The following is a 23,911-nucleotide window of genomic DNA, read 5'->3' as shown; positions in this document are numbered from 1 at the left end:
GAAAGGAAACAGATGTTAGAAGGTATCGTTAGAGAGAGTATCGGTAGAAAAGCTGCTAAAGCTTTAAAAAGAGATGGTTATCTAATCGCAAACATCTACGGAAAAGGATTAGAAAACATTAATGCTGCTTTTAAAGTAAATGAATTTATTAAAGAAGTACGCAAAAAAACTACTTTAGCTTTTGATGTAAAAGTAGCAGATAAAGTATTAAATGTTGTGGTAGTTGATTATCAAAAAGATCCTGTAACTGCAGAATTAAAACACGTAGATTTAAAAGTAGCACAAAAAGGTGTTATTTCTAAATATATGGTTCCTGTAAAAATCGTAGGAACAGCTATGGGTCTTAAAAATAAAGGTGTTTTAATCCAATCAAAAAGAAGATTAAAAGTAAAATGTGCAGCTGAAAACTTACCAAGTTATTTTGAATTAGATGTAACTAAACTTGATGTTGGTGATGCACTTTTAATCCGCGATGTGGTTGTACCTGAGGGTGTAACTATGGTTGATGCTGATAGAGTAGCTGTAGTTGGCGTAGAAAAAGCAAGATAAAATGACCTTAGTCGTAGGACTTGGTAATATAGGAGAACAATACGCCCAAACCCGTCATAATGTAGGGTTTATGCTAATTGACTTAATTTTGAAAGACTTGCAAACAACAAAGCTTTCAAATGCTAAATTTAAAGGAGAGCTTTTTAAAAGCTCTTCTACTCTTTTTTTAAAACCTTCTACTTATATGAATTTATCCGGAGAAAGCGTAAAAGCTGTTAGTGAATACTATAAATGCGATAGAATTATTGTAATCCATGATGATATAGATTTAAATTTAGGTGCTTTGAAATTTAAAATAGGTGGATCAAGTGGTGGGCATAATGGACTTAAAAGTATAGATAATCTTTGTGGTAATGCTTATGAGAGAGTACGCATAGGAGTAGGAAAAGGACAAGATATAATTTCTCATGTTTTGGGGAAATTTAAACAAGAAGAACAAGAAAGCTTAACTAAGGTTTTAGAACATAGCAAAAAAGCCTTACTTGAGCTTTTAAATTCTGATATAGAAAAAATCGCTTCAAAATATTCTTTAAAAAGTTAAACGATGAGTATATTTTTTCGCTATATTTCATCTTTGTATTTAAAATCATTTTTTATTTTATTTTTTTCTTTGACTTTTTTCTTTGTAGCGATTGATTTTTTGCTCAATTTCAATAGACTGCCAAAAAGTGCAAATTTAGAGCTTTTATATATATTTTTCTTAACATGCTCAGCAGCTTCTTATATACTACCTTTAGCTATAGTCCTTGCTTTGGTTTTGTGTATTTTTAATATGATACGCTCGAATGAATTTGTTAGCTTATATGCTTTGGGTTTAAGTAAAAATCAAGTGATTTTTTATCCTTTTTTATGGGCTATGTTTTTTTGTTGTGTTTATGTAGGACTTAATTTTAGCTCTTTTGCTTATGCAGATGAATATAAAAGTAATATTCTTAAGCGTGGCGTTGTAGATAGAGAGGGTGGGGAAGTTTTGATTAAATATAATGATAAATTTATTTATATACAAAAAACAAGTTCTCAAACCCTATATAATGTAAAAATATTTGACATAAAAAATTTAGACATTCAAAGTATAATCCATGCAAAAACTGCTAAATTTAATGGAGATTCTTGGGATTTAAATGATGCTAAAGCTACTAATGTACCACAAAATTTGATTGTTTCAAAAGAGGGTTTAAGTATAGAAGAATTTAAAAATATTAAAGGTTTAGAAGATTTTTCTCCAAAAATTTTAGAAAGAATTTCTTTAGTAGAGAGCAATCCTTCTTATTCTATTTTAGACGCACTAGAAAGTATGGTAATTTTTGCAAAACAAAATATTTCTACTAATACACTTAGAACAAGCTTGTATTCTTTAGTTCTTACACCATTTTTTGCGCCATTTTTAATGCTTATTGTGTATTATTATTTCCCTTTAACAGCAAGATTTTTTAATCTCGCACTTTTAGCTTTTGTATTTTTTGTGTGCATACTTTTGGTTTGGGGCTTGTTGTTTTTATTAACAAGATTGAGTGAAAATGAAATTTTACTTCCAGAGCTTGGTATAATGTTACCAGTATTTATTTTAATGAGTATAGGAAGTTTTTATTATTTTAAACACAAATAACTACAAGTGAGGTTTTTATGGATTATTTAAAACTAGCAAAAGAATACAATACACCATTTTATATTTATGATTTTGATAAAATCAAAGAACGCTTCGCAATGTTAAAAGTTGCTTTTAAAGCAAGAAAATCACAAATTTTTTATGCAGTTAAAGCGAATTCTAATTTAAGTGTTTTAAAACTTTTAGCTTCTTTAGATAGTGGATTTGATTGTGTTAGTGCGGGTGAGATTTATAGAGCTTTAAAAGCAGGGGCTAAAAATTATAAAATTATTTTTAGTGGGGTAGGTAAAAGTGCTGATGAGTTAAAATATGCTTTAGAGCAAAATATACTTTATGTAAATTTAGAAAGCTATGAAGAAATGCTTCTTTTAGAACAAATTGCTAAAGAAAATCAAAAGATAGCTCGTATAAGCATAAGAGTAAATCCAAATGTAGATGCTAAAACACATCCTTATATTTCTACAGGTTTGCATGAAAATAAATTTGGTGTAGATATAGAAAGTGCCAAAAAAATGTATCTTTATGCTAAAAACTCACAATTTTTAGAGCCAGTTGGTGTGCATTTTCACATAGGCTCGCAAATTCTTGATATAAGCAGTATTCATGAGGCTTCTGTGATTGTTGCAAAATTAGTAAAAGAACTTTTGGCTTTAAAAATTAATATTAAATTCTTTGATATAGGTGGGGGTTTAGGGGTTTGTTATAAAGATGAGCAAGAACCAAATTTATATGATTATGCTCAAGGAATTTTAGCAAGTTTACAAGGTCTTGATGTGTGTATAGGTATGGAACCTGGCAGGTTTTTGGTAGCAAATGCAGGTGAATTTGTTACTAAAGTTTTATATGAAAAATTTAATGATAAAAAGCGTTTTGTGATTGTTGATGGGGCGATGAATGATTTATTACGTCCAAGTTTATATAGCGCTTATCATAAAATCAAGCTTTTGAGCGAAAATAAAGAAGAGAGCCTTTGTGATATTGTTGGCGGGGTTTGTGAGAGTGGAGATTTTTTAGCTAAAGATAGAAAATTAGCTAAAACAAAAGCAGGAGATTTGATCATAGTTAAAAGTGCAGGTGCGTATGGTTTTAGCATGAGTAGTAATTATAATACTCGCAATAGAGTATGTGAGCTAGCTTGTGAAAATGGCACGGTAAGAATGATTAGAAAAAGAGAAAGTTATGAGGATCAAATTGCTTTAGAGTTTGATTTTTTAAAGGATTGAAATGTTATTTTTAGATGTACAAGGGACTTTGATTTCAGATCATGATAAAAGTCCTATAAATGGTGCTTTAGAACTCATTAAATCTTTAAATAAAGAAAAAATTCCTTATGTGATTATTACTAATAATACCAAAAAATTAGATTTTTTAAATTATTTGCAAAATTTGGGTTTTGAAATTAATGAAAAAGTTTATATTGATCCTTTTTGTGTTTTAAAAGATCATTTAAAGCCTTGCAAAATAGCAGCTTTTGGAGCAAAAGAATTTTTAGATTCACTTCAAGAGTTAGGTTATGAGCTTGATTATAAAAACCCAAAAGCATTTTTACTAGCAAGTTATGATGATTTTAAATTTCAAGATTTTGCTAGTATGATAGAGTATCTTAAAAATGGCGTGCAAGCTATAGCAATGCATGAAAGTAGTATTTATAAGAAAAACTCAAGGCTTTATCCAGGTGTTGGAAGTATTATGTCTATGCTTAAAAATGCATGCGAGTTTGATTATAAAGTGATAGGAAAACCTAGTAAGGCTTTTTATGAAAGTGCTTTAAATTTATTAAAACAGCAAGATTGTAATGTGAGTTTTAAAAAGACTTTGATTATTAGTGATGATTTTAAAGGCGATTTGCTTGGTGCTTATGAGCTTGGCATACAAACAGCCTTAGTTTTAAGCGGTAAAATTTCTAACACTCAAGGTCTTGATACAACTAAACTTAATTTTGTATATGATAGTATTAAGGATTACTACATATCGAGGTTTAAATGAAAGATATAGAAAAATTACGCAATAAAATTGATACTATCGATGATAAAATTTTGGCTTTACTTAATGAAAGAATGCTTCATGTTAAAGATATAGGAGTTATTAAGCAAAATTTAGGTGGAAGTATTTATAGACCTGAGCGTGAAAGAGCTATTATAAATAGACTTAAAAATTATAATCATGGTTTATTAGATCAAAATGCAATCGAAGCAATTTATCAAGAAATTTTTGCTGTATCAAGAAATTTAGAAATGCCCCAAAGCATAGCTTATTTAGGCCCTGAGGGAAGTTATACTCATCAAGTAGCAAGAACGCGTTTTGGTGCTATGAGTCGTTATACTCCGCTTGCAAATATAGAAGATGTTTTTAAAGAATTAGCTCACAAAGAAGCAAAATATGGAGTAGTACCTATAGAAAATAATACAGCAGGTGCAGTGGGTGTGACGCTTGATTGTCTTGGAAAATATGAAAATGTAAAGATTTTTGCTGAAATTTATATGGATATTCATCATTCTTTTGTAAGTATGAGTGAAAATTTAAAAGATATTAAACGCATATATTCTCATCCACAAGGCTATAATCAATGTAGAAATTTTTTAGAAAGTCATGATTTAAGTGAAGTAGAATTTGTAGCAAGCAAATCTACAGCTCATGCGGCTTGCTTAGCTTCGCAAGATGTTACTTCAGCTGCGATTTGTTCTAAGATTGCAGCAAAACTTTATAATGTGCCTATATTATTTGAAACGATTGAGGATAATTTGGCAAATCGCACTAGGTTTTTGATTTTAAGTGATATAAAAATACCTCAAATGCCTCATTGTAAAACTTCTATTTTAGCACTTGCTGCACATAAACCAGGTGGGCTTAGTGATTTATTATATGAGTTTAAAAAAGAGGGGATAAATTTAACAAAACTTGAATCACGCCCTATAAAAACAAGAGAATTTGTACATAGTTTTTATATAGATTTTGAAGGACATATTGATGATGAAAATGTCCAAAGAGTATTAAAAAAAGCTGAGCATATAAAATGGCTTGGATCGTATTTATCAGGAGAAAGTAATGAAATTTAATCCTTTTTTGGAAGCTATTAAAACTTATGAAAGTGGTAAGGATATGGATTTAATTGCTAAAGAATATAGTTTAAAAGAAGTTATTAAATTAGCGAGTAATGAAAATCCTTATGGCACAAGTAAAAAAGCTAAAGAAGCCATTATAAATAATGCACATTTAGCTCATTTGTATCCTGATGATACTATGAGTGAATTAAAACAAGCTTTAGCACAAAAATATGATATTTTAAAAGAAAATCTCATCATAGGTAGTGGGAGTGATCAAATCATAGAATATATAGTGCATGCAAAACTTGATCATTCTAAGGCTTATTTGCAATGCGGGGTTAGCTTTGCTATGTATGAAATTTATGCAAAACAACTAGGAGTTAAGGTTTATAAAACTCCAAGCTTAACCCATGATTTAAATGAGTTGTATGAGTTATATCAAAAGCATAAAAATGAAATCAAAGTAATCTTTTTATGTTTGCCAAATAATCCTTTAGGTGAGTGTTTAGACGCAAGTGCGGTTTTTGAGTTTTTAGAAAAAATTGATGAGGATTGTTTGGTAGCCATTGATGGAGCTTATAATGAATTTGCTTCATTTAAAGATAGCAAAAAACATATCAACCCTAAGGAATTAATCCATAAATTTCAAAATACAGTATATCTAGGAACCTTTTCTAAGCTTTATGGTTTGGGTGGTATGAGAGTAGGTTATGGTATAGCTTGCAAGGAAATTATTAATGCGTTTTATAAATTAAGAGCACCTTTTAATGTGACTAATTTGAGTTTAAAAGCTGCTGTTGCTGCGTTAGATGATGATGAGTTTGTGCAAAAAACTTTGGAAAATAATTTTTTGCAAATGAAACTTTATGAAGATTTTGCTAAAAATTATAAAATTCGATATATTCCAAGCTATACAAATTTTATTACTTATTTTTTTGATGAAAAAAATAGTACAGATTTATCTGAAAAACTGCTTAAAAACGGTATAATAATAAGAAATTTACAAAGTTATGGTTTAAATGCTGTGCGTATAAGTATAGGTACAGAGTATGAAAATTCAAGGTTTTTTGAAGAGTTTTCTAAAAATTTTTAGTTTGTAGGAAATAAATGGATTATAAAACTATACTGCACCAAGTAGGTCAGCTTTATCAAAATTTAAGTTTAAGACAGCGTATTATCATTGCTGCTTCTATTGTTGTTGTAGTTGGATTTTTAGTATTTTTAACCCTTTTTAGAAGTGGTTCTACAGTAGCTAGTGAGGCTGGATATTCAGTATTATTTGAAAATGCTAATACTAGTGATTCAGCGATGATAGTAACGCAACTTGAAAAAAGCGGGGTTCCTTATATTTTGCGTGATGAGGGAACTATTTTAGTACCTAATGAACAAGTGTATAAACAGCGTTTAGCTATTGCTTCTGCAGGGTTATTGCCAAAAGATAATAAAGTAGGTTTTGAGCTTTTTGATAAACAAGAATTTGGCGCAACAGAAGCTGAGCAAAAGGTAAAATACCAAAGAGCATTAGAAGGTGAACTTGCTAGAACGATTGAAAGTTTAGAGCCTATCCATAGTGCCACAGTGCATATTGCTTTTGCTAAAGATACACTTTTTACTCAACAACAAGTCCCACCAACTGCTTCAGTAACTTTGACGATAAAAGAAGGCTTAAAGCTTAATAAAAAGCAAATTATGGGGATTAAAAACTTAATTGCTTCTTCAGTGACAAAACTTACCCCTGAAAATGTAAAAATCATGGATCAAAAAGGTATTCCTTTAGATGATGAGGGTGCTTTTGAGAGTGATTTAATTGCTGCTCAAATTAAATATAAAAGAGATCAAGAATATGAATTAGAGCAAAAAATTATTGCTTCTATTGCTCCATTTGCGGGTGGTTATGATAGAGTAGTGGCAAAGGTTAGTATTGATTATGATTTTTCTAAAGAAGAATCACAAAGTGAAGTATATGATCCAAACACAGTCGTGCGTAGTGAACAAACTTTAGAAGAACATAGAGAAGGCTATAAAGATAAAGAAATTCAAGGTGTGCCAGGTGCTGTTTCAAACATCGGTCCTGTAGAAGGTTTAGATGATAAAGGTGCACGCGAGGTTTACACTAAAAACCAAACCACAACTAATAATGAAATTTCTAAAAAAATCACCAATACCACTAAGCAATTTGCGACCGTTAAAAGAATTTCTGCAGCCGTTGTAGTAGATGGAAAATACAAAGTAATTACTGATGATCAGGGAAATATTACTAATGAATATATTCCTTTGAGCGATAAAGAAATTCAAGCTATTGAAAATCTCACTAAAGGCGCTATAGGTTTTAATCTTGCTAGAGGTGATGCGGTTGAAGTAAATAATTTGGAATTTCATAGAACAGCTAAAGTTGAAAATAAGGTTCAAACTTTCTATTCAAGATTTGTTGAGCCATTTATCCCACCTGTTAAGTATGTCTTTGCTGCGATTTTACTTTTCATCTTTTATAAAAAAGTTATTGTGCCATTTTCACAAAAAATGCTTGCAGATATCAAGCTTGAAGAAGAGATGGAAGGAAAAGACGGGCAAATCATTGATGAGGCTGAAGATGCTATTGAAAAATTCAACGCAGCACGTAAGAAAGTTGAAGAACAACTTGGCTTTGGGGATAATTTTGATGAAGATGCGCTTCAATATGATGTCTTGCTCGAAAAATTAAGAGTAGTGGCTAATGAAAAAGGTGAAGAAGTGGCATTATTGTTACAAAAACTTGTTGAAAATGAAGCTGAATTTGGTGAGAAGGATATCTGATGATAAAGCTTAGTGAAGAACAAAAAATGGTCTATGATGACCTTTCTATGCCAGAAAAGGTCGCAATTTTTTTAATTCAACTTGGAGAAGATGTAACGACAGTTTTATTTTCTCATATGGATATTAATGTCATCACTGAAATTTCTCGCTATATCGCTTTAGCAAAAAATGTTGACAAACCAGTTGCTACTGCAGTTTTAGAAGAATTTTATACTTTATTACAATCAAACCAATATCTAAAAAGCGGCGGTTTGGAATATGCAAAAGAAATTTTATTTAGAACTTTTGGTCCTGAAATTGCCAATAAAATTTTGGAAAAACTTACCAAAAGTATGGAAAATAACCAAAATTTTGCTTATCTTTCTCAAATCAAACCACAACAGCTTGCTGACTTTATCATTAAAGAACATCCTCAAACCATAGCTTTGATTTTAGCTCATATGGATACTACTCAAGCTGCTGAAACTTTGGAATATTTTAGTGATGAGTTAAGGGCTGAGGTTGTAATAAGAATGGCAAATCTTGGGGATATTTCACCTTCAATTATCAAAAGAGTATCTGCTGTGCTTGAAAGTAAACTTGAAAGTCTTACTTCTTATAAAGTTGAAGTGGGTGGTCCAAGAGCGGTTGCTGAAGTGCTTAATCGCTTGGGTCAAAAAGCATCTAAAACAACACTTTCTTATATTGAGCAAAGTGATGAAAAACTTGCTACAACCATTAAAGATTTAATGTTTACTTTTGATGATATTTCTCAGCTTAGTACTAATGCGATTAGAGAAGTTTTAAAAGCTGCTGATAAACGCGATTTGATGATAGGTTTAAAGGGTGCAAGCGAGGATTTAAAACAAAAATTTATGGCAAATATGTCAACGCGTGCTGCTGAAGCTTTTGTAGAAGAAATGGGCTTTTTGGGTGCTGTGCGTGTAAAAGATGTTGAAGAGGCTCAAAGAAAAGTTGTAGAAGTGGTGCAAAAACTTGCAGAACAAGGTCTTATCCAAGTGGGTGAGGCTGATGAGATGATAGAGTAAGATTATGGCTAAATTAACTAATGTAATTTCACCTGAAAATATTTCTGCTCATGTAGTTGAGGGATATCATTTTAAAGTTATGAGTGAAATGTCTTCTAATGAAGAGCAAAAACAAGAAGAAACTCAAACTATAAATCAAACTCCTCTGGCTCAAAATACTACTCAGCAAGCAGTGGAAAATCAAACAGTAGAAACTACCCCACAAGCCCCACAACCACAAATCCAACCTGATTTTGTAGAAGATTTGCTTAAAAAAACTGATGAAATGTCAGGAAATATTATTAAGTTACAAATGCAAATAGAAAGCCAAGAGGCTGAATTTAATAATCGCTTAAATACAGAATTAGAACATGCAAAAGAAAAATTTACCAAAGAAGGTTTTGAACAAGCTCAAAAAAATTTTGAAAGTGAATTAGAAGCTTTAAAAGAAAAATACTTAAAAAGTGTGGAAAAACTTGAAAACACAGTGCAAAATTTAAATGAGTTTTTATCTAAAAATGAAAAAGAATTAGCCGATACAGCTGTAATTATCGCAAAAGAAGTGATTGCAAAAGAACTTGAGGAAAATTCCTCACTTATAGCATTAAATTTAGCAAAAGAGCTTATGAATGAGCTTAAAAATGCTACTAAAATAGAATTAAAACTTAGCCCTGATGATTTTGAATATGTAAAATCACATTTAGAACAAGAGCAAAATAATATCAAATTTAGCCTTGATGATGCGATTAATAAGGGGAGTATTTTAATATTAAGTGATGCAGGCAATATAGAATCAAACCTTAATAATCGTTTGCAAAAAATCAAAAATATGGTTAATGAATGATAGACTTAAATAACTTAAATATTAAAAATATGCAAATTAAAGAGTTAGAAAATTTAGCTAACAATTTGCGTGAAGTTATTATAGACACAGTGAGTAAAAATGGTGGGCATTTAAGTTCGAATTTGGGTGTAGTTGAGCTTAGTATAGCTATGCATTATGTTTTTGATGTAAAAAAAGATCCTTTTATTTTTGATGTTTCACACCAATCTTATCCACACAAGCTTTTAAGTGGTAAAATAAATAATTTTCATACTCTAAGACAGTTTAATGGTTTAAGTGGTTATACAAAGCCTGATGAGGGAGATTATTTTGTAGCAGGACATTCAAGCACTTCTATATCTTTAGCAGTTGGAGCTTGCAAGGCTATAAGATTAAAAAACGAAGATCGTTTGCCTGTTGTATTAATAGGCGATGGAGCACTTAGTGCGGGTATGGCTTATGAAGCTTTAAATGAGCTTGGTGATAGAGAATATCCTTGTGTAATTATTTTAAATGATAATGAGATGAGTATATCAAGGCCAATTGGAGCTATTTCAAAATATCTTTCTCAAGCAATGGCAACGCAGTTTTATCAAAAGTTTAAAAAACGCATAGAAAATCTTTTAGAATACTTTCCTCAAGGTGCATCTTATATGGCAAAGCGTTTTGAAGAAGGTTTAAGACTTATTACACCAGGACTTTTGTTTGAAGAATTAGGGCTTGAGTATATTGGGCCTATTGATGGACATAATTTAAATGAGGTTATTAATGCGCTCAATCAAGCAAAAGCTATGAAAAAACCTTGCGTTGTGCATGTGCAAACTATCAAAGGCAAGGGTTATGCATTAGCCGAGGGAAAAAATGCTAAATGGCATGGAGTAGGTGCTTTTGATAGAAGTAGCGGGGAGAGTTTAAAGGCAAATATAAATAAAAAAAGCGCCACAGAAATTTTTTCAAATACCCTACTGAATTTAGCTCAAAAATATGAAAATATAGTGGGTGTAACTGCTGCTATGCCAAGTGGTACTGGACTTGATAAATTAATAGAGAAATATCCTGAACGTTTTTGGGATGTCGCAATTGCAGAACAACATGCAGTTACTTCTATGGCGGCTATGGCAAAAGAAGGTTTTAAACCTTTTATAGCAATTTATAGTACTTTTATGCAAAGAGCTTATGATCAAGTAATTCATGATTGTGCTATTATGAATTTAAATGTAGTTATAGCTATGGATAGAGCAGGAATTGTAGGAGAAGATGGGGAAACTCATCAGGGTGTTTTTGATATTAGCTTTTTAAGTGCTATACCAAATATTACTCTAGCAGCTCCAAGAGATGAGGCTATGATGGAAAATATTATGGAATATGCATATTTTCATCAAGGCGTTTTTGCTTTTCGCTATCCTAGGGGTAATTTTTTATTAAATGATGATTTTAATCCATGTGAGATAAAACTTGCTAAAGCTCAAATTTTATCTAAAGTACAAAGCGATAAAGTATTTTTAGGTTTTGGTCAAGGTGTGGCTAAGGCAAAATTAGCTTTAGATAAACTTGGATTAGATTATGCGAGCTTAATAGATTTGATTTTTGCAAAGCCTTTAGATGAAGAGCTTTTAAAAGAGTTGGCAAAAGATACAAAAACTTGGTTTGTTTTTTCAGATAGTGCTAAAATAGGTGGAGTGGGAAGTTTGATTGCAAATTTTTTACAAAAAGAAAATCTTTATCATATAAAACTAGTAAGTTTTGAATTTGAAGATCAATTTATAGCCCATGGCAAAACAAGTGAAGTGGAAAAATTTTTAGAACTTGATATTGATTCATTGTGTCAAAAAATTAAAATTTATTAAAAGATAAAAAATATCTTTTAATATAATCATTTTTTTATAAAAAAAGAGTTATACTATAAGTAAAATATTTGGAGAATAGACTATGGAACTTATTCAAATGCTTAAAAACTGTGATTTAAAAGCTACTCCACAAAGACTTTGTATTTTAAAAATTTTAAAACGCCACGAGCATCCTAATATAGAATCTTTGTATGAAAGTATTAAAGAAGAATATCCTTCTATCTCATTAGCTACGGTATATAAAAATTTAAATACCTTAAAAGAACAAGGTTTGGTAGTAGAAATTAATACTCCAAATCAAAAGACTTGTTATGATATTTATGAATATCCACATATTCATGTAATTTGCAGTAAATGCAATCACATAGAAGATGTACGCTATGAAGATAGTGGGATTAATAAATACCAAGAAGATCTTGAGAAAAAGATTGGTAATATTATTGACTATCTTGGCGTGTTTGCTTATGTGAATGGTTGTAAATTTTGCAAGTAAAATGATTTGTGAAGTACAAAGACGCTTTTTAATTGAAAACGATGATTTTATCAAAATTTTAAAAGAAGAAAAACTTGCTTATTCTAAGGATAAAATACGTGTATTTTTTACATGTATAAATCCTTTTTGTGATATCAAATATAAAAAAATAAATCAAGATTATTATCAATTTACATTTTATAAATTACATGATATTTTAGATAAAAAAACTCATAAAATATCTAAAAAAGATTTTAAACATCAAAGTAAAAATGCTATAGCCAATATAATAAAAAAAACAAGAATTAGTTTTGAGATTGATAATACCCAATTTTTCCTTTATAAATTTAAAAACAATTTAAAAAATTTAGTCATTTTAAAAGTGATTTTTTCCACCGTTGAAGAAGCAAAGCGGTTTGATTTACCTCATTTTTTTAAAAATTATAAAGAAATTACAGATGATGAGAATTTTTATAGTAAAAATTTAGCATTATATGGGGATCTTTCTAAAGTTTTTGATAGTGCTAGATGTATTAAAATTTTAGATAAACAAAAAGATATTAACTTGCATTTTCCAAATCAAATTCAAAGTTTTTCAGCTGGTAAAATTTTACTTTTTGTTCTTTTAAAAAACTTAAAAAATGACAGATTAAATTTTTTAAAAAATTCAAGTGAAAAAAACTTGGAACAATGTTTTATAAGCCTTAAACAAATTTGTTTTTGTCTTGATGTTTTTGATACTCTTTTTGAAAAAAATATTCAAAATAAACTAAAACAACAATTTTCATTTTTGATAAATCAAATTAATATGAAAAAATACCATGAGTTTGAACTAGAAAAATATATTTTTATTTTAAGCGATGAAAAAATCAATGATATTTTTCTTGATATGGATTTTATTTTAAAGAATGATTGTGATTTTTATCAAGGAGAAAAAAATCAAATTTTAAAGTATTTAGTAGCTTTTAAACTAAGAAAAGAATTAGTTTTTTTAAAGAAAAAAAATGTAAAATCTCAAAGAAATCTTGAAGAAGAAGTAGAAAGAATAAAATTTTTATTATGCTATTTTGCAACTATGTTCGAAGAAAAAAGTATTGAAAAACTAAAAAATTATTTTGAATACAATCATTTAGAGCAAATTTCATATGATGCAAATATAATAAAACAAATTGAAAAAAGTATTAAAAAATTAAAAATATATAGTTAGGAAAAACATGCAAAAACAAGAAAAAATAGTCAAAATGTTTGATGATATAGCACCAACTTATGATAAGGCTAATAGAATTTTAAGTTTTGGAAGTGATGTGAGTTGGAGAAAAAAAGCTTGTTTGGATGTTTTTAAATTTTCTAATGATGAACTTGATATTATTGATGTAGCTTGTGGTACGGGCGATATGATTATAGAATGGCAAAATCAAGCCTTAAGGGCAAATAAAAATATCATTAGTATAAAAGGGGTTGATCCAAGTGCGGGTATGCTTGAAGTGGCTAAGAAAAAAATCCCTGAAGCAACTTTTGTCCAAGCAAAAGCACAAGAACTTCCACTTGAAAATGAAAGTGCAGACATCATAAGCATAAGTTATGGTATACGCAATGTGGTAAATAGAAAAGAAGCTATAAAGGAATTTGCAAGAGTATTGAAAAAGGATGGAATTTTACTTGTACTCGAATTTACCAAAAGAGAGCAGGGTGGTTTTATAGCTGCTTGTAGAGATTTTTACTTAAAAAATATTTTACCAAAAGTGGGTGGATTTATCAGTAAAAATTATAGCGCTTATGAGTATTTACCAAATTCTATAGAAGATTTTTTAAGCAAAGAAGAATTTATTAAAGAATTGAGTGAGCATTTTGAAATGTTAGAGTATAAAAGTTTTAGCTTTGGTGTTTGCTCTATGTTTATTGCAAGAAAAAAATGAAAGTTTCAGAACTTAATCTAAAAGCTAAAAGTTTATTAGAATTTCATCTTGATGATATAGAGCTTAGTGGGGAAATTTCTAAAATTACTATTCATAGTTCAGGACATTGGTATTTTGACTTAAAAGATGAAAAATCAAGCATAGCTTGTGTGATGTTTAAAGGCTTTAATCAATTTGTTCAAGCCAAACCTAAAGTTGGCGATATGCTTGATCTTAGAGGTTATGTGAGTTTATATGAAGCAAGCGGTAGGTATCAATTTATCGCTAAAAGTATGCAAAAAACAAGCCTTGGGGATTTAGAAGCTAAATTTTTAGCTCTAAAAGAAAAGCTTGAAAAAGAAGGTTTGTTTGATACAAATGCTAAAAAAAGCATTGTTAAATTTCCTAAAAAAATAGGCATAATCACTTCTTTTACTTCAGCTGCTTTGCAAGATATGTTAAAGCTAATTTCACAAAAAGAATACAATCTTTGTAAAATAACTATTTTTAATGCACTTACTCAAGGAAAAAGCGCTCCAAATTCTTTGATAAATGCTTTAAAAAAAGCTGATGAGTTTAATTTTGATGCGATTATTTTGGCAAGAGGTGGTGGAAGCAGAGAGGATTTGTTTTGTTTTAATGATGAAGAACTTGCAAGATGTATTTCTTCTTTAAAAACGCCTATTGTTTCTGCTATTGGACATGAGATTGATTATGTTATTAGTGATTTTGTAGCAGATTTGAGAGCACCAACTCCAAGTGCGGCTATTGACATGATTTTTCCAAATAAACTAAGTTTGGAGCAAGGACTTGATGAGCTTGCTATGCGTTTTAAAAACCAAATGTTAAATCATCTTAAGTTTTATCAAAATAAAATCGATCATTTACAAAATTTAGCCAAAGCTAAATCTTTAGAAAATGCTTTTTTTCTTAGAAAACAAAAGCTTGATTTTTTACAAAGTCAACTAAAGAGCGTTTTAAATTTAAAATTATTAAATTATGAAAACAGACTTAATAATTTTGAAGAGCTTTTAACTCAGCATAAAAATTTTTTTGATAAAAGCAAAAATTTGATAAATTTACAAAAAGATGGCAAAAATATCTCTCTTGAAAAACTAAAAAAAGGAGATATTATAAAACTTTGCTCAATAAATGAGAGTAAAGAAGCTCAAATACTATAAAAAGGAGACAAAATGAGAGTAATGAATTTTAGCGCAGGTCCTTCAAACTTGCCCGATGAGGTTTTAAAAGAAGCACAGGAACATTTGTTTGATTATCATGGCAAAGGCTTTTCTATTATGGAAGTTTCTCATCGTGGAAAGGTTTTTGAAGAAGTGCATTTTGAAGCTATTAAAATGGCAAAAGAACTTTATGGTGCAAATGATGATTATGAAGTGCTTTTAATGCAAGGTGGGGCTAGTTTGCAATTTGCTATGATACCTATGAATTTATATATGGGTGGATTTTGTGAATTTGCTAATACGGGAGTTTGGACTAAAAAAGCTATTAAAGAGGCTGAAATTTTAGGAGTAAATACAAAAATAGTAGCAAGTAGCCAAGAAAGTGAGTTTGATCATATCCCACAATTTGAATTTAGCGATAATGCAGACTATGCTTATATATGCTCTAATAATACCATTTATGGAACCCAATATAAAAGCTATCCAAAGACTAAAAGTCCTTTGATAATTGATGCTTCTAGCGATTTTTTCTCCAAAAAGATAGATTTTTCTAATATTGCTGTGCTTTTTGGTGGGGTGCAAAAAAATGCAGGAATTTCAGGACTTGCTTGTGCATTTATCCGCAAAGATATGATAGAGCGTAGTAAAAATAAAAATATACCTAGTATGTTAAAATACAGTGTTTATGCTGAAAATAATTCTTTATTTAATACACCTGCAACCTTTGCTATATATATGTTTAATCTTGAAATGAAATGGCTTTTAAATCAAGGTGGCTTAGATAAAATCAATGAGCAAAACATACAAAAGGCTAAAATTTTATACGATGTGATTGATGAGAGTAATGGTTTTTATAAAGGTCATGCTAAAAAAGAAGATAGATCATTAATGAATGTTAGTTTTAACATAGCTCATGATAAAAACTTAGAGCCAGTTTTTGTAAAAGAAGCTGAAGAAAATGGCATGATAGGTCTTAAAGGGCATAAAATTTTAGGTGGAATTCGTGCTAGTATTTATAATTCTATCAGCATTGAAAAAGTTCAAAAGCTAAGTGAATTTATGAAAGATTTTGCTAAAAAACATGCTTGATTTTTGGTGATTTTCACCAAAAATCATTTGTATAGTAAAAACTTTACTCTTTAATATTTATCAGCATTTTCCTAAGCCACTATTGTATTTTTTTTCAAGAAAATCTTTGAAAAATTCTTTTCTACTTTTACAAGATGCTTTAGGATGTTTTTCTTTCATATGTTCAAGATATTTATCATAGCTTGCAACTCCAACTAAGGGATGAAAAAATCTTTCGGATTTTTCATACCATAATTTAAGTTTTTTTATCATGTTTTTTCCTTTTTTAATGCTATATAAGGGCTTTCTTTTAAAGGAATGTTTAATTTTTTGATAAAAATTCCAAAACAAGAAAGTATAACAAGCAAAGTGGTAATCATGAAAAACACACATAAAATTGTATTTATTAAATTGGAATTTTTAGCTTGAGATGCTAATTTTATATCTTTTTTGATTTGCTCAATCTTTGTTTCATCTTGTGTTTGGGAAAGTTTTAAATTAAATTCTTGTATTTTTTGCGTATTTATTTGTACAGCAGCAACATGACTTATAGCATTATGGATTGGATCTCCTTCTTTATAAGGAAGAATTTTTTGAATACCTCCATAAAGTGTTGCGATTAAAACAAAACAAGCAGGTATGAGAGTAATCCAAGTATATCTTACTTTCCCCATTTTAAATAAAATCGCACTTGCTAAAAGCAATGCCATGCCAGCAAGCATTTGATTACTCACTCCAAAAAGTGGCCATAATGAGTAAATTCCGCCTTTTGGATCTATCGCTCCTTGGTAGAGAAAATACCCCCATCCACCAACACTTAAAGCTGTTGCAAAAATTCCTGCTAAGGTATTATTGATATTTCCTAAAGGTTTATAAACATTACCCAATATATCTTGAGCCATAAATCTACAAGCTCTTGTTCCAGCGTCAACAGCAGTTAAAATAAACAAGGCCTCAAATAAAATAGCAAAGTGATACCAAAAACCCATTAAATTCACTCCGCCAAATAATTCATGTAAAATCAAAGCAACACCTACGGCAAATGTTGGTGCTCCACCAGTTCTTGATAGTATGCTTTGTTCGCCTATATTTGTAGTTAAAGTAGTGATTTCCTCAGGAGTTATTTTAAAACCCCAGCCAGAAATAGTGGCAGCTGCGTTTGCAACATCTACACCTATAGTAGCAGTAGGTGCATTGATGGCAAAGTAAAGACCAGGGTGTAAAATACAAGCACAAATTAAAGCCATGATCGCTACAGCACTTTCCATAAGCATAGAGCCATATCCAACAGCTAATGCATGAGTTTCATTCTCAAGCATTTTAGGAGTTGTACCACTTGAAATTAATGCATGAAAACCACTAATAGCTCCGCATGCAATGGTAATAAATAAAAATGGAAAAATTGCTCCAGCAAATACAGGCCCACTTCCATCTAAATATTGAGAATTAATTTTTGGCATTTGAAGATCAGGTGCTACAAATACAATAGCTAAAGCCATAACCACAATAACACCGATTTTTAAAAAAGTTGATAAATAATCTCTTGGAGCAAGTAAAAACCAAACAGGTAAAATTGCAGCTATAAAACCATAAGCCATCATAATAAGCGCTAAAGTTGGTGCATCAAAGGTAAATATTTTCGCCCAATAAGGATCAGCAGCTATTTCACTTCCATAATGTATGGCTAATATGAGCAATATAAAACCTATAATAGAAGCTTCACCAACTCTACCAGGTCTTAAAAATCTCATATAAATTCCCATAAAAATAGCAATAGGAATGGTCATTGCGATGGTAAATAATCCCCATGGAGATTCTGCTAAAGCTTTTACAACAACCATAGCTAAAATCGCAATAATTATAAGCATAATTCCAAATATAGCAATCATTGCTATTGCGCCGATAAATTGTCCTAATTCATCTTTTATCATCTCTCCTAAAGATTTTCCATTACGACGCGTAGATATAAATAAAACTACAAAATCATGTACCGCACCTGCTAAAACACCGCCTATTAATATCCAAAGTATAGAGGGTAAATAACCCATTTGTGCAGCAAGTATAGGACCTACCAAAGGACCAGCTCCTGCGATAGCGGCAAAATGATGTCCAAAAAGCACAATTTTATTTGTAGGGACAAAATCACATCCGTCATTTTTAACTACAGCAGGAGTTGCTCTGTTTTTATCTAGCTCTAGCACCTTATAGGCAATATATCTACCATAAAATCTATACCCTATGATATAAATACATAAAGCAGCAATAACAAGATAAATCGCTGAAATACTTTCGCCATTTTGGAGTGCTAATATGCCAAAACAAACAGCACCGATAATGGCAACAAAAAACCATAATATTTTGTTAGTAATATTCATTTAATTCCTTTGCTTTAGTGAATTTATTTAGTGTATCGTAGAATTATATTTTATTGCTATATAGGATAAATAAAAAAATAATATATTACAAAATGTAACATATTTCTTAGTCAATTAAAAATTAATTTTATTGACTAAGAATTTGAAATTATTTAGACTTAAAACTTAGTGTCGCTGTCAATTGTAAAGTATCGCCATATCTGTCTAGATTGTATGGTAATTTGATGTTTGCAGCTATTGTTTGCAAACCATCTTTTGGTTTTGTGAGTGTGATTGTTGCTATGTTGTCGATATCATCATTTTGATCTTCAAATTGAACTCCTTTTACGAGTTTTCCATCTAGCAAAACTTGGAGTTTTAATTTATCTCCTTCATGTAGTGTTAAAGGATTTTGTAAAGGAACTATTTCAAATTTTAATCCTAATGGTTTTTTTAACCTTCATCTCAAGAAAAAATACTTTTTCCCATTTTGAAAATTTTTCTTGTTTGAGTGACTTCATTTGTACCAGCAATATCTGTAATATCAGATCTTTTTTGTGCATAATGTTTTCCATTTTTTGTAAATGTGTAATATCCAAAATCATAATTAACACTTGCAACAGCAGGTTTTCCCTCAATAAATATTTTGTTATTTTCGTAGCCATAGCCAGCTTTTAAATTTTTTCCTTGAGAATCTTTTGCACTTATACTAAAAACCCTATCGGGTTGATATTGTACCCAGTGATCATCAGCCCAAAAACCTACTTCATATCCATTGCTAGTTTGCATAGGAAAGAATTGATGAGCTAAAGCAGAACTTGCTATAAAAAAACTCAAAAACACCATTTTTGAAAATTTCATTTTTTCTCCTTTAAAATAATTTTGATAATCATTATATATATTTTTATTTATATAAAACTTAAGAATGTATTTTAATTTTTCCTTTATAAAAAGAAAAATATTTTAATTTTTCTTATGTTAAAATCATAAATTTATTTTTAAATATTTAGGAAAAGTTATGAATGATACTATTAATATAATTGGTGCTAAAGAGAATAATCTTAAAAATATCAACCTAGAAATTCCTAAAAATAAACTCATAGTATTTACAGGACTTAGTGGAAGTGGTAAATCCACTTTAGCCTTTGGCACGCTTTATGCAGAAGGACAACGTCGCTATATTGAAAGTTTAAGTGCTTATGCAAGGCAGTTTTTAGATAAAGTGGGTAAGCCAAATGTTGATAAAATAGAAGGTTTAACTCCTGCTATTGCTATTGATCAAAAAACAACTTCTAAAAATCCTCGATCAACTGTTGGAACTATTACTGAAATTTATGATTATCTAAGACTTTTATACGCAAGGATTGGCTCACAACATTGTCATCAATGTGGTCAAAAAATTTCATCTATGAGTGCAGCAGATATCGTAGGTGAAATCTTAAAGCTTCCAAAAGGAGCAAAAATCATTATTTATGCGCCGTTGATTAAAGAAAAAAAGGGAACTTTTGCAGATCTTTTAGAAAATTTAGTCGCAAAAGGCTATGTTAGAGCGCAAATTGATGGGGTTTTAACACGTCTTGATGAGGATATTGAGCTTGCTAAAACCAAAAAACATACAATAAAACTTGTAATAGATAGACTCCAAGTGCAAGATGATATGCTAGCAAGACTTGCAAGCGATATAGAAAAAGGCCTTAGTGAGAGTTTTGGTGAAGTGGAAATTGAAGTTTTAAATAATGAAGAATTAAACATAGCAAAACATTTTCATTATAGTGAGCATAATGCTTGTTTTGATTGTAAAATTTCTTTTCCTTTGCTTGAGCCTTTGAGTTTTTCTTTTAATTCTCCAAAAGGCGCTTGTCCAAGTTGTGATGGTCTTGGTATAAGATATACGCTTGATATGAAAAAGCTTATCAATGAAGAATTAAGCTTAGAAGCAGGAGCTATAAAGCTATTATATGGGTTTAATAAAAGTTATTATTATAAGTTTTTAATGGCTTTTTGTGAGCAAAATGATATCAGGGTAAAAATTCCATATAATGAGCTAAGCGAAGAAGAAAAGCGTCTAGTGCTTTATGGTAATGCCAAGGAAATTTACTTTTTATGGAAAAGACATCGTTTAAATCGTAAATTTGAAGGTGCGGTTAAATATGCCTATGAAATGCTAAAAGATGAAAAAGATTTAAGCGAGTATATGAGCGAAAAAACTTGCAAAGATTGTAATGGTCATCGTTTAAGAGCTGAGAGTTTAGCTGTAAAAGTAGCTGAGAAAAATTTGGGTGAAATTTTAGATATGAGCATAGAAAACACCACTGCATTTTTTTCAAAAGAAGCTAATTTTGCGTATTTGAGTGAGCAAGAAAGATTGATAGCTAAGCCTATTTTTAAAGAAATTAATGAAAGATTGTTTTTTCTTTATGATGTAGGACTTGGGTATTTATCCTTAGGACGTGATGCTAGAACCATTAGTGGAGGTGAAGCTCAAAGAATTCGTATAGCATCTCAAATTGGTAGTGGATTAAGCGGGGTGATGTATGTTTTAGATGAGCCTAGTATTGGTTTGCATGAGCGAGATACAGCAAAACTCATTAAAACTTTAAGAAATCTTCAGCAAAAGGGTAATACTTTAATCGTAGTTGAGCATGATAAAATGACCATAGAAGAGGCAGATTTTATCGTAGATATTGGTCCAAATGCTGGTAAATTTGGTGGTGAGGTTGTATTTAGTGGGACTTATAAAGAATTGTTAAAAAGTAAAAGCCAAACCGCCCTTTATATGAGTGGCAAAAAGCAAATTGCCCATCAAAAAAATAGAGAACAAAAAGATTTTATTAGTTTAAAAGATGTGAGTATTAATAATATTCAAAATTTAAGTGTAGATTTTCCATTACGTAACCTTGTGGCAATTACAGGTGTTTCAGGAAGTGGTAAAAGCTCATTGATTTTACAAACTTTGCTTCCATTTGCAAAAGAAGAGCTTAACCGTGCTAAAAAAGTTAAAAAACTAAGCGGGGTTAAAATAGAAGGTTTAGAAAAACTTGATAAGGTGATTTATCTTGATCAAAGTCCTATAGGTCGCACCCCGCGTTCAAATCCTGCTACTTATACAGGTGCTATGGATGAAATTCGTAATCTTTTTGCAGCCACCAAAGAAGCTAAAATGCGAGGTTATAAAGCAGGGCGTTTTTCTTTTAATGTTAAAGGTGGAAGATGTGAAAAGTGTAGTGGCGATGGTGAGATTAAAATAGAAATGCACTTTTTACCTGATGTGATGGTAACTTGTGATGTTTGTAATGGTAAAAGATATAATGATGCAACACTTGAGATCAAATATAAAGGTAAAAGCATAGCTGATGTTTTAAATATGAGTATTATTGAAGCAAGTGAGTTTTTTACTTCTGTACCAAAAATAAAACAAAAGCTTGATACTTTGGTAAAAGTTGGGCTTGATTATCTTACCTTAGGACAAAATGCAACTACTTTAAGTGGCGGGGAGGCTCAGCGTATTAAGCTAGCTAAAGAATTAAGCAGAAGTGATACAGGAAAAACTCTTTATATTTTAGATGAACCTACAACAGGACTTCATTTTGAAGATGTTCATAAACTTATTTTGGTTTTGCAACATTTAGTTGATCTTGGAAATAGTGTGTTTGTGATAGAGCATAATTTAGATGTGATTAAAAATGCTGATTATATCATCGATATGGGACCTGAAGGTGGAGTTAAAGGTGGTAAGGTTATAGCTAAAGGTAGCGTTGAAGAGCTTGCAAAAAATCATAAAAAAAGTGGTTCTTATACAGGGTATTATCTAAATTTAGAGCTAAAAAGCACAAAAAAATAAATTGGTTGAAGTTATCCTTCAACCATAAATTTCACCTTTTTTATACTCATAAATACTTTGCATATCTTTATCTCCTCTTCCTGAAAGATTTACAACTATCACACTTTTTTTCTTTAAAGTCGGACAAAGTTTTTTTAGATAAGCTAATGCATGTGAGCTTTCAATAGCGGGTATAATACCTTCTTCTTTGCATAATAATTTTAAAGCATTAATACACTCATCATCGCTAATAGCATGATAACTTGCTCTTTTACTTTCTTGTAAATATGCATGTAAAGGACCTATGCCAGGGTAATCAAGTCCAGCAGAGATGCTAAAAGTATGAGCAATGTTTCCTTTATCATCTTGTAAAACCTTAGTTTTCATACCATGGATAACACCCTCTTTACCTTTAGTAAGTGTGGCTGCATGATAAGGTGTATCTTTGCCTAAACCTGCTGCTTCAACGCCTATGAGTTTAACTTTTTCATCTTTTAAAAATGCATGAAAAATTCCAGCAGCATTGCTACCACCTCCAGCTGCTGCTATGATGTAGTCTACTTTTTTATTTAATTTTCTAAGTTGCATTTTACATTCTTTACCTATAATACTTTGAAAATGCGTAACAATTTGCGGATAAGGATAAGGCCCCACTGCACTTCCCACTACATAAAATACTTCTTTGGTATTTTTAACCCAAAAATTTAAAGCCTCATCCACCGCATCACTTAAAGTTTTACTTCCACTTTCTACAGCATGAACTTTTGCTCCTAAAAGCTCCATTTTATAGACATTTAAGGCTTGCCTTTTTACATCAATAGCCCCCATAAATATCTCACATTCAAGTCCCAAAAGAGCTGCTGCAGTAGCGGTTGCAAGCCCGTGTTGTCCTGCTCCGGTTTCTGCAATAATTTTTTTCTTATTCATTTTCTTTGCCATTAAAGCTTGAGCTATGGCATTATTAATCTTATGAGCTCCTGTGTGAGTTAAGTCTTCTCTTTTTAAATAAATTTCGTGATTATAAAGCTTGCTTAAATTTTTAGCATAGTATAAAGGCGTAGGTCTTCCTACATAATTAACTAAGAGTTCTTTTAATTCTGTGTTAAAATCTTTATCTTTTTTGAGTTTTAAAAAAGCTTTTTCTACTTCATCTAATGCTATTTTTACTTCATTTGGCACAAATTGCCCACCAAATTTTCCGTAATATTTTTTCATAGTATTTCCTTAAAATGATTAACAATATAAAATCAAAAATGATCAACTAAAACTAAAAATGTAAAATAAAAAATGATTGAAAATGTAGTAGTAGGCTTAACGCCAAGAAAAAGAAGCTTTGTTAAATGAGTATTCTAAATTTAGTTTAGAAAATTTTTTCCTTTCCATAGTTTTTCCTTTTAAAAAATTGCCAAATGACTTTACATTCTAAGATAATTATTATTAAAAATTCTTTAA

General features: G+C 30.3%; 21 protein-coding genes and 1 pseudogene. 17 read left to right on the top strand and 5 right to left on the bottom strand.

The window, feature by feature from the left end; all coding sequences use genetic code 11:
* Positions 1-12: 12 nt before the first annotated feature.
* From CAMP18498_RS03020 to serC, 16 genes are all read left to right on the top strand, one after another.
* A complete protein-coding gene (locus CAMP18498_RS03020; RefSeq protein WP_337197427.1) occupies positions 13-549 on the top strand; it encodes a 50S ribosomal protein L25/general stress protein Ctc in 537 nt (178 codons plus the stop codon).
* A 1-nt stretch (position 550) separates the two neighbouring features.
* Positions 551-1,090, top strand: coding sequence for an aminoacyl-tRNA hydrolase (gene pth / locus CAMP18498_RS03015; RefSeq protein ID WP_337197426.1), 540 nt, complete (start codon positions 551-553; stop codon positions 1,088-1,090).
* Between the two features lie 3 nt (positions 1,091-1,093).
* Positions 1,094-2,155 carry an LptF/LptG family permease gene (locus CAMP18498_RS03010; protein ID WP_337197424.1) on the top strand — a complete coding sequence of 354 codons (1,062 nt, stop codon included), beginning with the start codon at positions 1,094-1,096 and terminating at the stop codon, positions 2,153-2,155.
* A gap of 17 nt (positions 2,156-2,172) precedes the next feature.
* On the top strand, positions 2,173-3,378 hold the full coding sequence (gene lysA / locus CAMP18498_RS03005) for a diaminopimelate decarboxylase (protein ID WP_337197421.1): 1,206 nt from the start codon (positions 2,173-2,175) through the stop codon (positions 3,376-3,378).
* Between the two features lies 1 nt (position 3,379).
* Positions 3,380-4,141: an HAD-IIA family hydrolase gene (locus tag CAMP18498_RS03000; RefSeq protein WP_337197419.1), complete on the top strand. Its 762-nt coding sequence runs from the start codon at positions 3,380-3,382 to the stop codon at positions 4,139-4,141.
* A complete protein-coding gene (pheA, locus tag CAMP18498_RS02995) occupies positions 4,138-5,211 on the top strand; it encodes a prephenate dehydratase (protein ID WP_337197418.1) in 1,074 nt (357 codons plus the stop codon). The genes CAMP18498_RS03000 and pheA overlap by 4 nt, the downstream gene beginning before the upstream one ends.
* The gene (hisC, locus tag CAMP18498_RS02990) at positions 5,201-6,292 is read left to right on the top strand and encodes a histidinol-phosphate transaminase (protein ID WP_337197416.1); all 1,092 of its coding nucleotides are present in this window, start codon (positions 5,201-5,203) and stop codon (positions 6,290-6,292) included. The genes pheA and hisC overlap by 11 nt, the downstream gene beginning before the upstream one ends.
* A 14-nt stretch (positions 6,293-6,306) precedes the next feature.
* Positions 6,307-7,992 (top strand): flagellar basal-body MS-ring/collar protein FliF, encoded by a 1,686-nt coding sequence (gene fliF, locus CAMP18498_RS02985; RefSeq protein WP_337197415.1) that lies wholly within the window; start codon positions 6,307-6,309, stop codon positions 7,990-7,992.
* Complete coding sequence (gene fliG, locus CAMP18498_RS02980; protein ID WP_012662055.1) at positions 7,992-9,020, top strand: flagellar motor switch protein FliG; 1,029 nt, start codon at positions 7,992-7,994, stop codon at positions 9,018-9,020. Before fliF ends, fliG begins: the two co-directional genes overlap by 1 nt.
* 4 nt (positions 9,021-9,024) lie before the next feature.
* Positions 9,025-9,843 carry a flagellar assembly protein FliH gene (gene fliH / locus CAMP18498_RS02975; protein WP_337197413.1) on the top strand — a complete coding sequence of 273 codons (819 nt, stop codon included), beginning with the start codon at positions 9,025-9,027 and terminating at the stop codon, positions 9,841-9,843.
* Positions 9,840-11,669: a 1-deoxy-D-xylulose-5-phosphate synthase gene (gene dxs, locus CAMP18498_RS02970; RefSeq protein ID WP_337197412.1), complete on the top strand. Its 1,830-nt coding sequence runs from the start codon at positions 9,840-9,842 to the stop codon at positions 11,667-11,669. The genes fliH and dxs overlap by 4 nt, the downstream gene beginning before the upstream one ends.
* Positions 11,670-11,751: 82 nt before the next feature.
* On the top strand, positions 11,752-12,162 hold the full coding sequence (perR, locus tag CAMP18498_RS02965; protein ID WP_263663926.1) for a peroxide-responsive transcriptional repressor PerR: 411 nt from the start codon (positions 11,752-11,754) through the stop codon (positions 12,160-12,162).
* A gap of 1 nt (position 12,163) precedes the next feature.
* The gene (locus CAMP18498_RS02960; protein ID WP_337197410.1) at positions 12,164-13,348 is read left to right on the top strand and encodes a hypothetical protein; all 1,185 of its coding nucleotides are present in this window, start codon (positions 12,164-12,166) and stop codon (positions 13,346-13,348) included.
* Positions 13,349-13,355: 7 nt separating this feature from the next.
* Positions 13,356-14,057: a bifunctional demethylmenaquinone methyltransferase/2-methoxy-6-polyprenyl-1,4-benzoquinol methylase UbiE gene (ubiE, locus tag CAMP18498_RS02955; RefSeq protein WP_337197409.1), complete on the top strand. Its 702-nt coding sequence runs from the start codon at positions 13,356-13,358 to the stop codon at positions 14,055-14,057.
* Positions 14,054-15,217: an exodeoxyribonuclease VII large subunit gene (gene xseA, locus CAMP18498_RS02950; RefSeq protein WP_337197407.1), complete on the top strand. Its 1,164-nt coding sequence runs from the start codon at positions 14,054-14,056 to the stop codon at positions 15,215-15,217. Before ubiE ends, xseA begins: the two co-directional genes overlap by 4 nt.
* 12 nt (positions 15,218-15,229) lie before the next feature.
* Positions 15,230-16,306, top strand: a complete 1,077-nt coding sequence (gene serC, locus CAMP18498_RS02945; RefSeq protein ID WP_337197405.1) for a phosphoserine transaminase — start codon at positions 15,230-15,232, stop codon at positions 16,304-16,306.
* Between the two features lie 60 nt (positions 16,307-16,366).
* Here serC and kcuS read toward each other — a convergent pair whose 3' ends face one another.
* From kcuS to CAMP18498_RS02930, 4 genes and pseudogenes are all read right to left on the bottom strand, one after another.
* Positions 16,367-16,558, bottom strand: a complete 192-nt coding sequence (gene kcuS, locus CAMP18498_RS02940) for a KCU-star family selenoprotein (RefSeq protein ID WP_337197404.1) — start codon at positions 16,556-16,558, stop codon at positions 16,367-16,369.
* Complete coding sequence (locus CAMP18498_RS02935; protein WP_337197403.1) at positions 16,555-18,660, bottom strand: carbon starvation CstA family protein; 2,106 nt, start codon at positions 18,658-18,660, stop codon at positions 16,555-16,557. The genes kcuS and CAMP18498_RS02935 overlap by 4 nt, the downstream gene beginning before the upstream one ends.
* A gap of 148 nt (positions 18,661-18,808) precedes the next feature.
* Positions 18,809-19,081: pseudogene (locus CAMP18498_RS07980) on the bottom strand (DUF4198 domain-containing protein); the annotation flags it as partial.
* A gap of 23 nt (positions 19,082-19,104) precedes the next feature.
* Positions 19,105-19,500 carry a hypothetical protein gene (locus tag CAMP18498_RS02930; RefSeq protein ID WP_337197402.1) on the bottom strand — a complete coding sequence of 132 codons (396 nt, stop codon included), beginning with the start codon at positions 19,498-19,500 and terminating at the stop codon, positions 19,105-19,107.
* A gap of 157 nt (positions 19,501-19,657) precedes the next feature.
* On the opposite strand from CAMP18498_RS02930, the gene uvrA reads away from it, so the two are divergent.
* The gene (uvrA, locus tag CAMP18498_RS02925; protein ID WP_337197401.1) at positions 19,658-22,480 is read left to right on the top strand and encodes an excinuclease ABC subunit UvrA; all 2,823 of its coding nucleotides are present in this window, start codon (positions 19,658-19,660) and stop codon (positions 22,478-22,480) included.
* A gap of 18 nt (positions 22,481-22,498) precedes the next feature.
* On the opposite strand, the gene trpB is transcribed toward uvrA, so the two are convergent.
* A complete protein-coding gene (gene trpB / locus CAMP18498_RS02920; protein WP_337197400.1) occupies positions 22,499-23,674 on the bottom strand; it encodes a tryptophan synthase subunit beta in 1,176 nt (391 codons plus the stop codon).
* Between the last annotated feature and the right edge of the window lie 237 nt (positions 23,675-23,911).

Source organism: Campylobacter sp. W0066.2, assembly GCF_024723515.1.
In the GTDB taxonomy this organism is placed as follows: domain Bacteria; phylum Campylobacterota; class Campylobacteria; order Campylobacterales; family Campylobacteraceae; genus Campylobacter_D.
The sequence above is the reverse complement of the archived record's forward strand: the minus strand, read 5'-3'. Positions and strand labels throughout refer to the sequence as shown.

Coding starts and splice junctions, on each gene's coding strand:
- CAMP18498_RS03020 (WP_337197427.1), top strand. CDS start 13: ATGTTAGAAGGTATCGTTAGAGAGAGTATCGGTAGAAAAGCTGCTAAA.
- pth (WP_337197426.1), top strand. CDS start 551: ATGACCTTAGTCGTAGGACTTGGTAATATAGGAGAACAATACGCCCAA.
- CAMP18498_RS03010 (WP_337197424.1), top strand. CDS start 1,094: ATGAGTATATTTTTTCGCTATATTTCATCTTTGTATTTAAAATCATTT.
- lysA (WP_337197421.1), top strand. CDS start 2,173: ATGGATTATTTAAAACTAGCAAAAGAATACAATACACCATTTTATATT.
- CAMP18498_RS03000 (WP_337197419.1), top strand. CDS start 3,380: ATGTTATTTTTAGATGTACAAGGGACTTTGATTTCAGATCATGATAAA.
- pheA (WP_337197418.1), top strand. CDS start 4,138: ATGAAAGATATAGAAAAATTACGCAATAAAATTGATACTATCGATGAT.
- hisC (WP_337197416.1), top strand. CDS start 5,201: ATGAAATTTAATCCTTTTTTGGAAGCTATTAAAACTTATGAAAGTGGT.
- fliF (WP_337197415.1), top strand. CDS start 6,307: ATGGATTATAAAACTATACTGCACCAAGTAGGTCAGCTTTATCAAAAT.
- fliG (WP_012662055.1), top strand. CDS start 7,992: ATGATAAAGCTTAGTGAAGAACAAAAAATGGTCTATGATGACCTTTCT.
- fliH (WP_337197413.1), top strand. CDS start 9,025: ATGGCTAAATTAACTAATGTAATTTCACCTGAAAATATTTCTGCTCAT.
- dxs (WP_337197412.1), top strand. CDS start 9,840: ATGATAGACTTAAATAACTTAAATATTAAAAATATGCAAATTAAAGAG.
- perR (WP_263663926.1), top strand. CDS start 11,752: ATGGAACTTATTCAAATGCTTAAAAACTGTGATTTAAAAGCTACTCCA.
- CAMP18498_RS02960 (WP_337197410.1), top strand. CDS start 12,164: ATGATTTGTGAAGTACAAAGACGCTTTTTAATTGAAAACGATGATTTT.
- ubiE (WP_337197409.1), top strand. CDS start 13,356: ATGCAAAAACAAGAAAAAATAGTCAAAATGTTTGATGATATAGCACCA.
- xseA (WP_337197407.1), top strand. CDS start 14,054: ATGAAAGTTTCAGAACTTAATCTAAAAGCTAAAAGTTTATTAGAATTT.
- serC (WP_337197405.1), top strand. CDS start 15,230: ATGAGAGTAATGAATTTTAGCGCAGGTCCTTCAAACTTGCCCGATGAG.
- kcuS (WP_337197404.1), bottom strand. CDS start 16,558: ATGATAAAAAAACTTAAATTATGGTATGAAAAATCCGAAAGATTTTTT.
- CAMP18498_RS02935 (WP_337197403.1), bottom strand. CDS start 18,660: ATGAATATTACTAACAAAATATTATGGTTTTTTGTTGCCATTATCGGT.
- CAMP18498_RS02930 (WP_337197402.1), bottom strand. CDS start 19,500: ATGAAATTTTCAAAAATGGTGTTTTTGAGTTTTTTTATAGCAAGTTCT.
- uvrA (WP_337197401.1), top strand. CDS start 19,658: ATGAATGATACTATTAATATAATTGGTGCTAAAGAGAATAATCTTAAA.
- trpB (WP_337197400.1), bottom strand. CDS start 23,674: ATGAAAAAATATTACGGAAAATTTGGTGGGCAATTTGTGCCAAATGAA.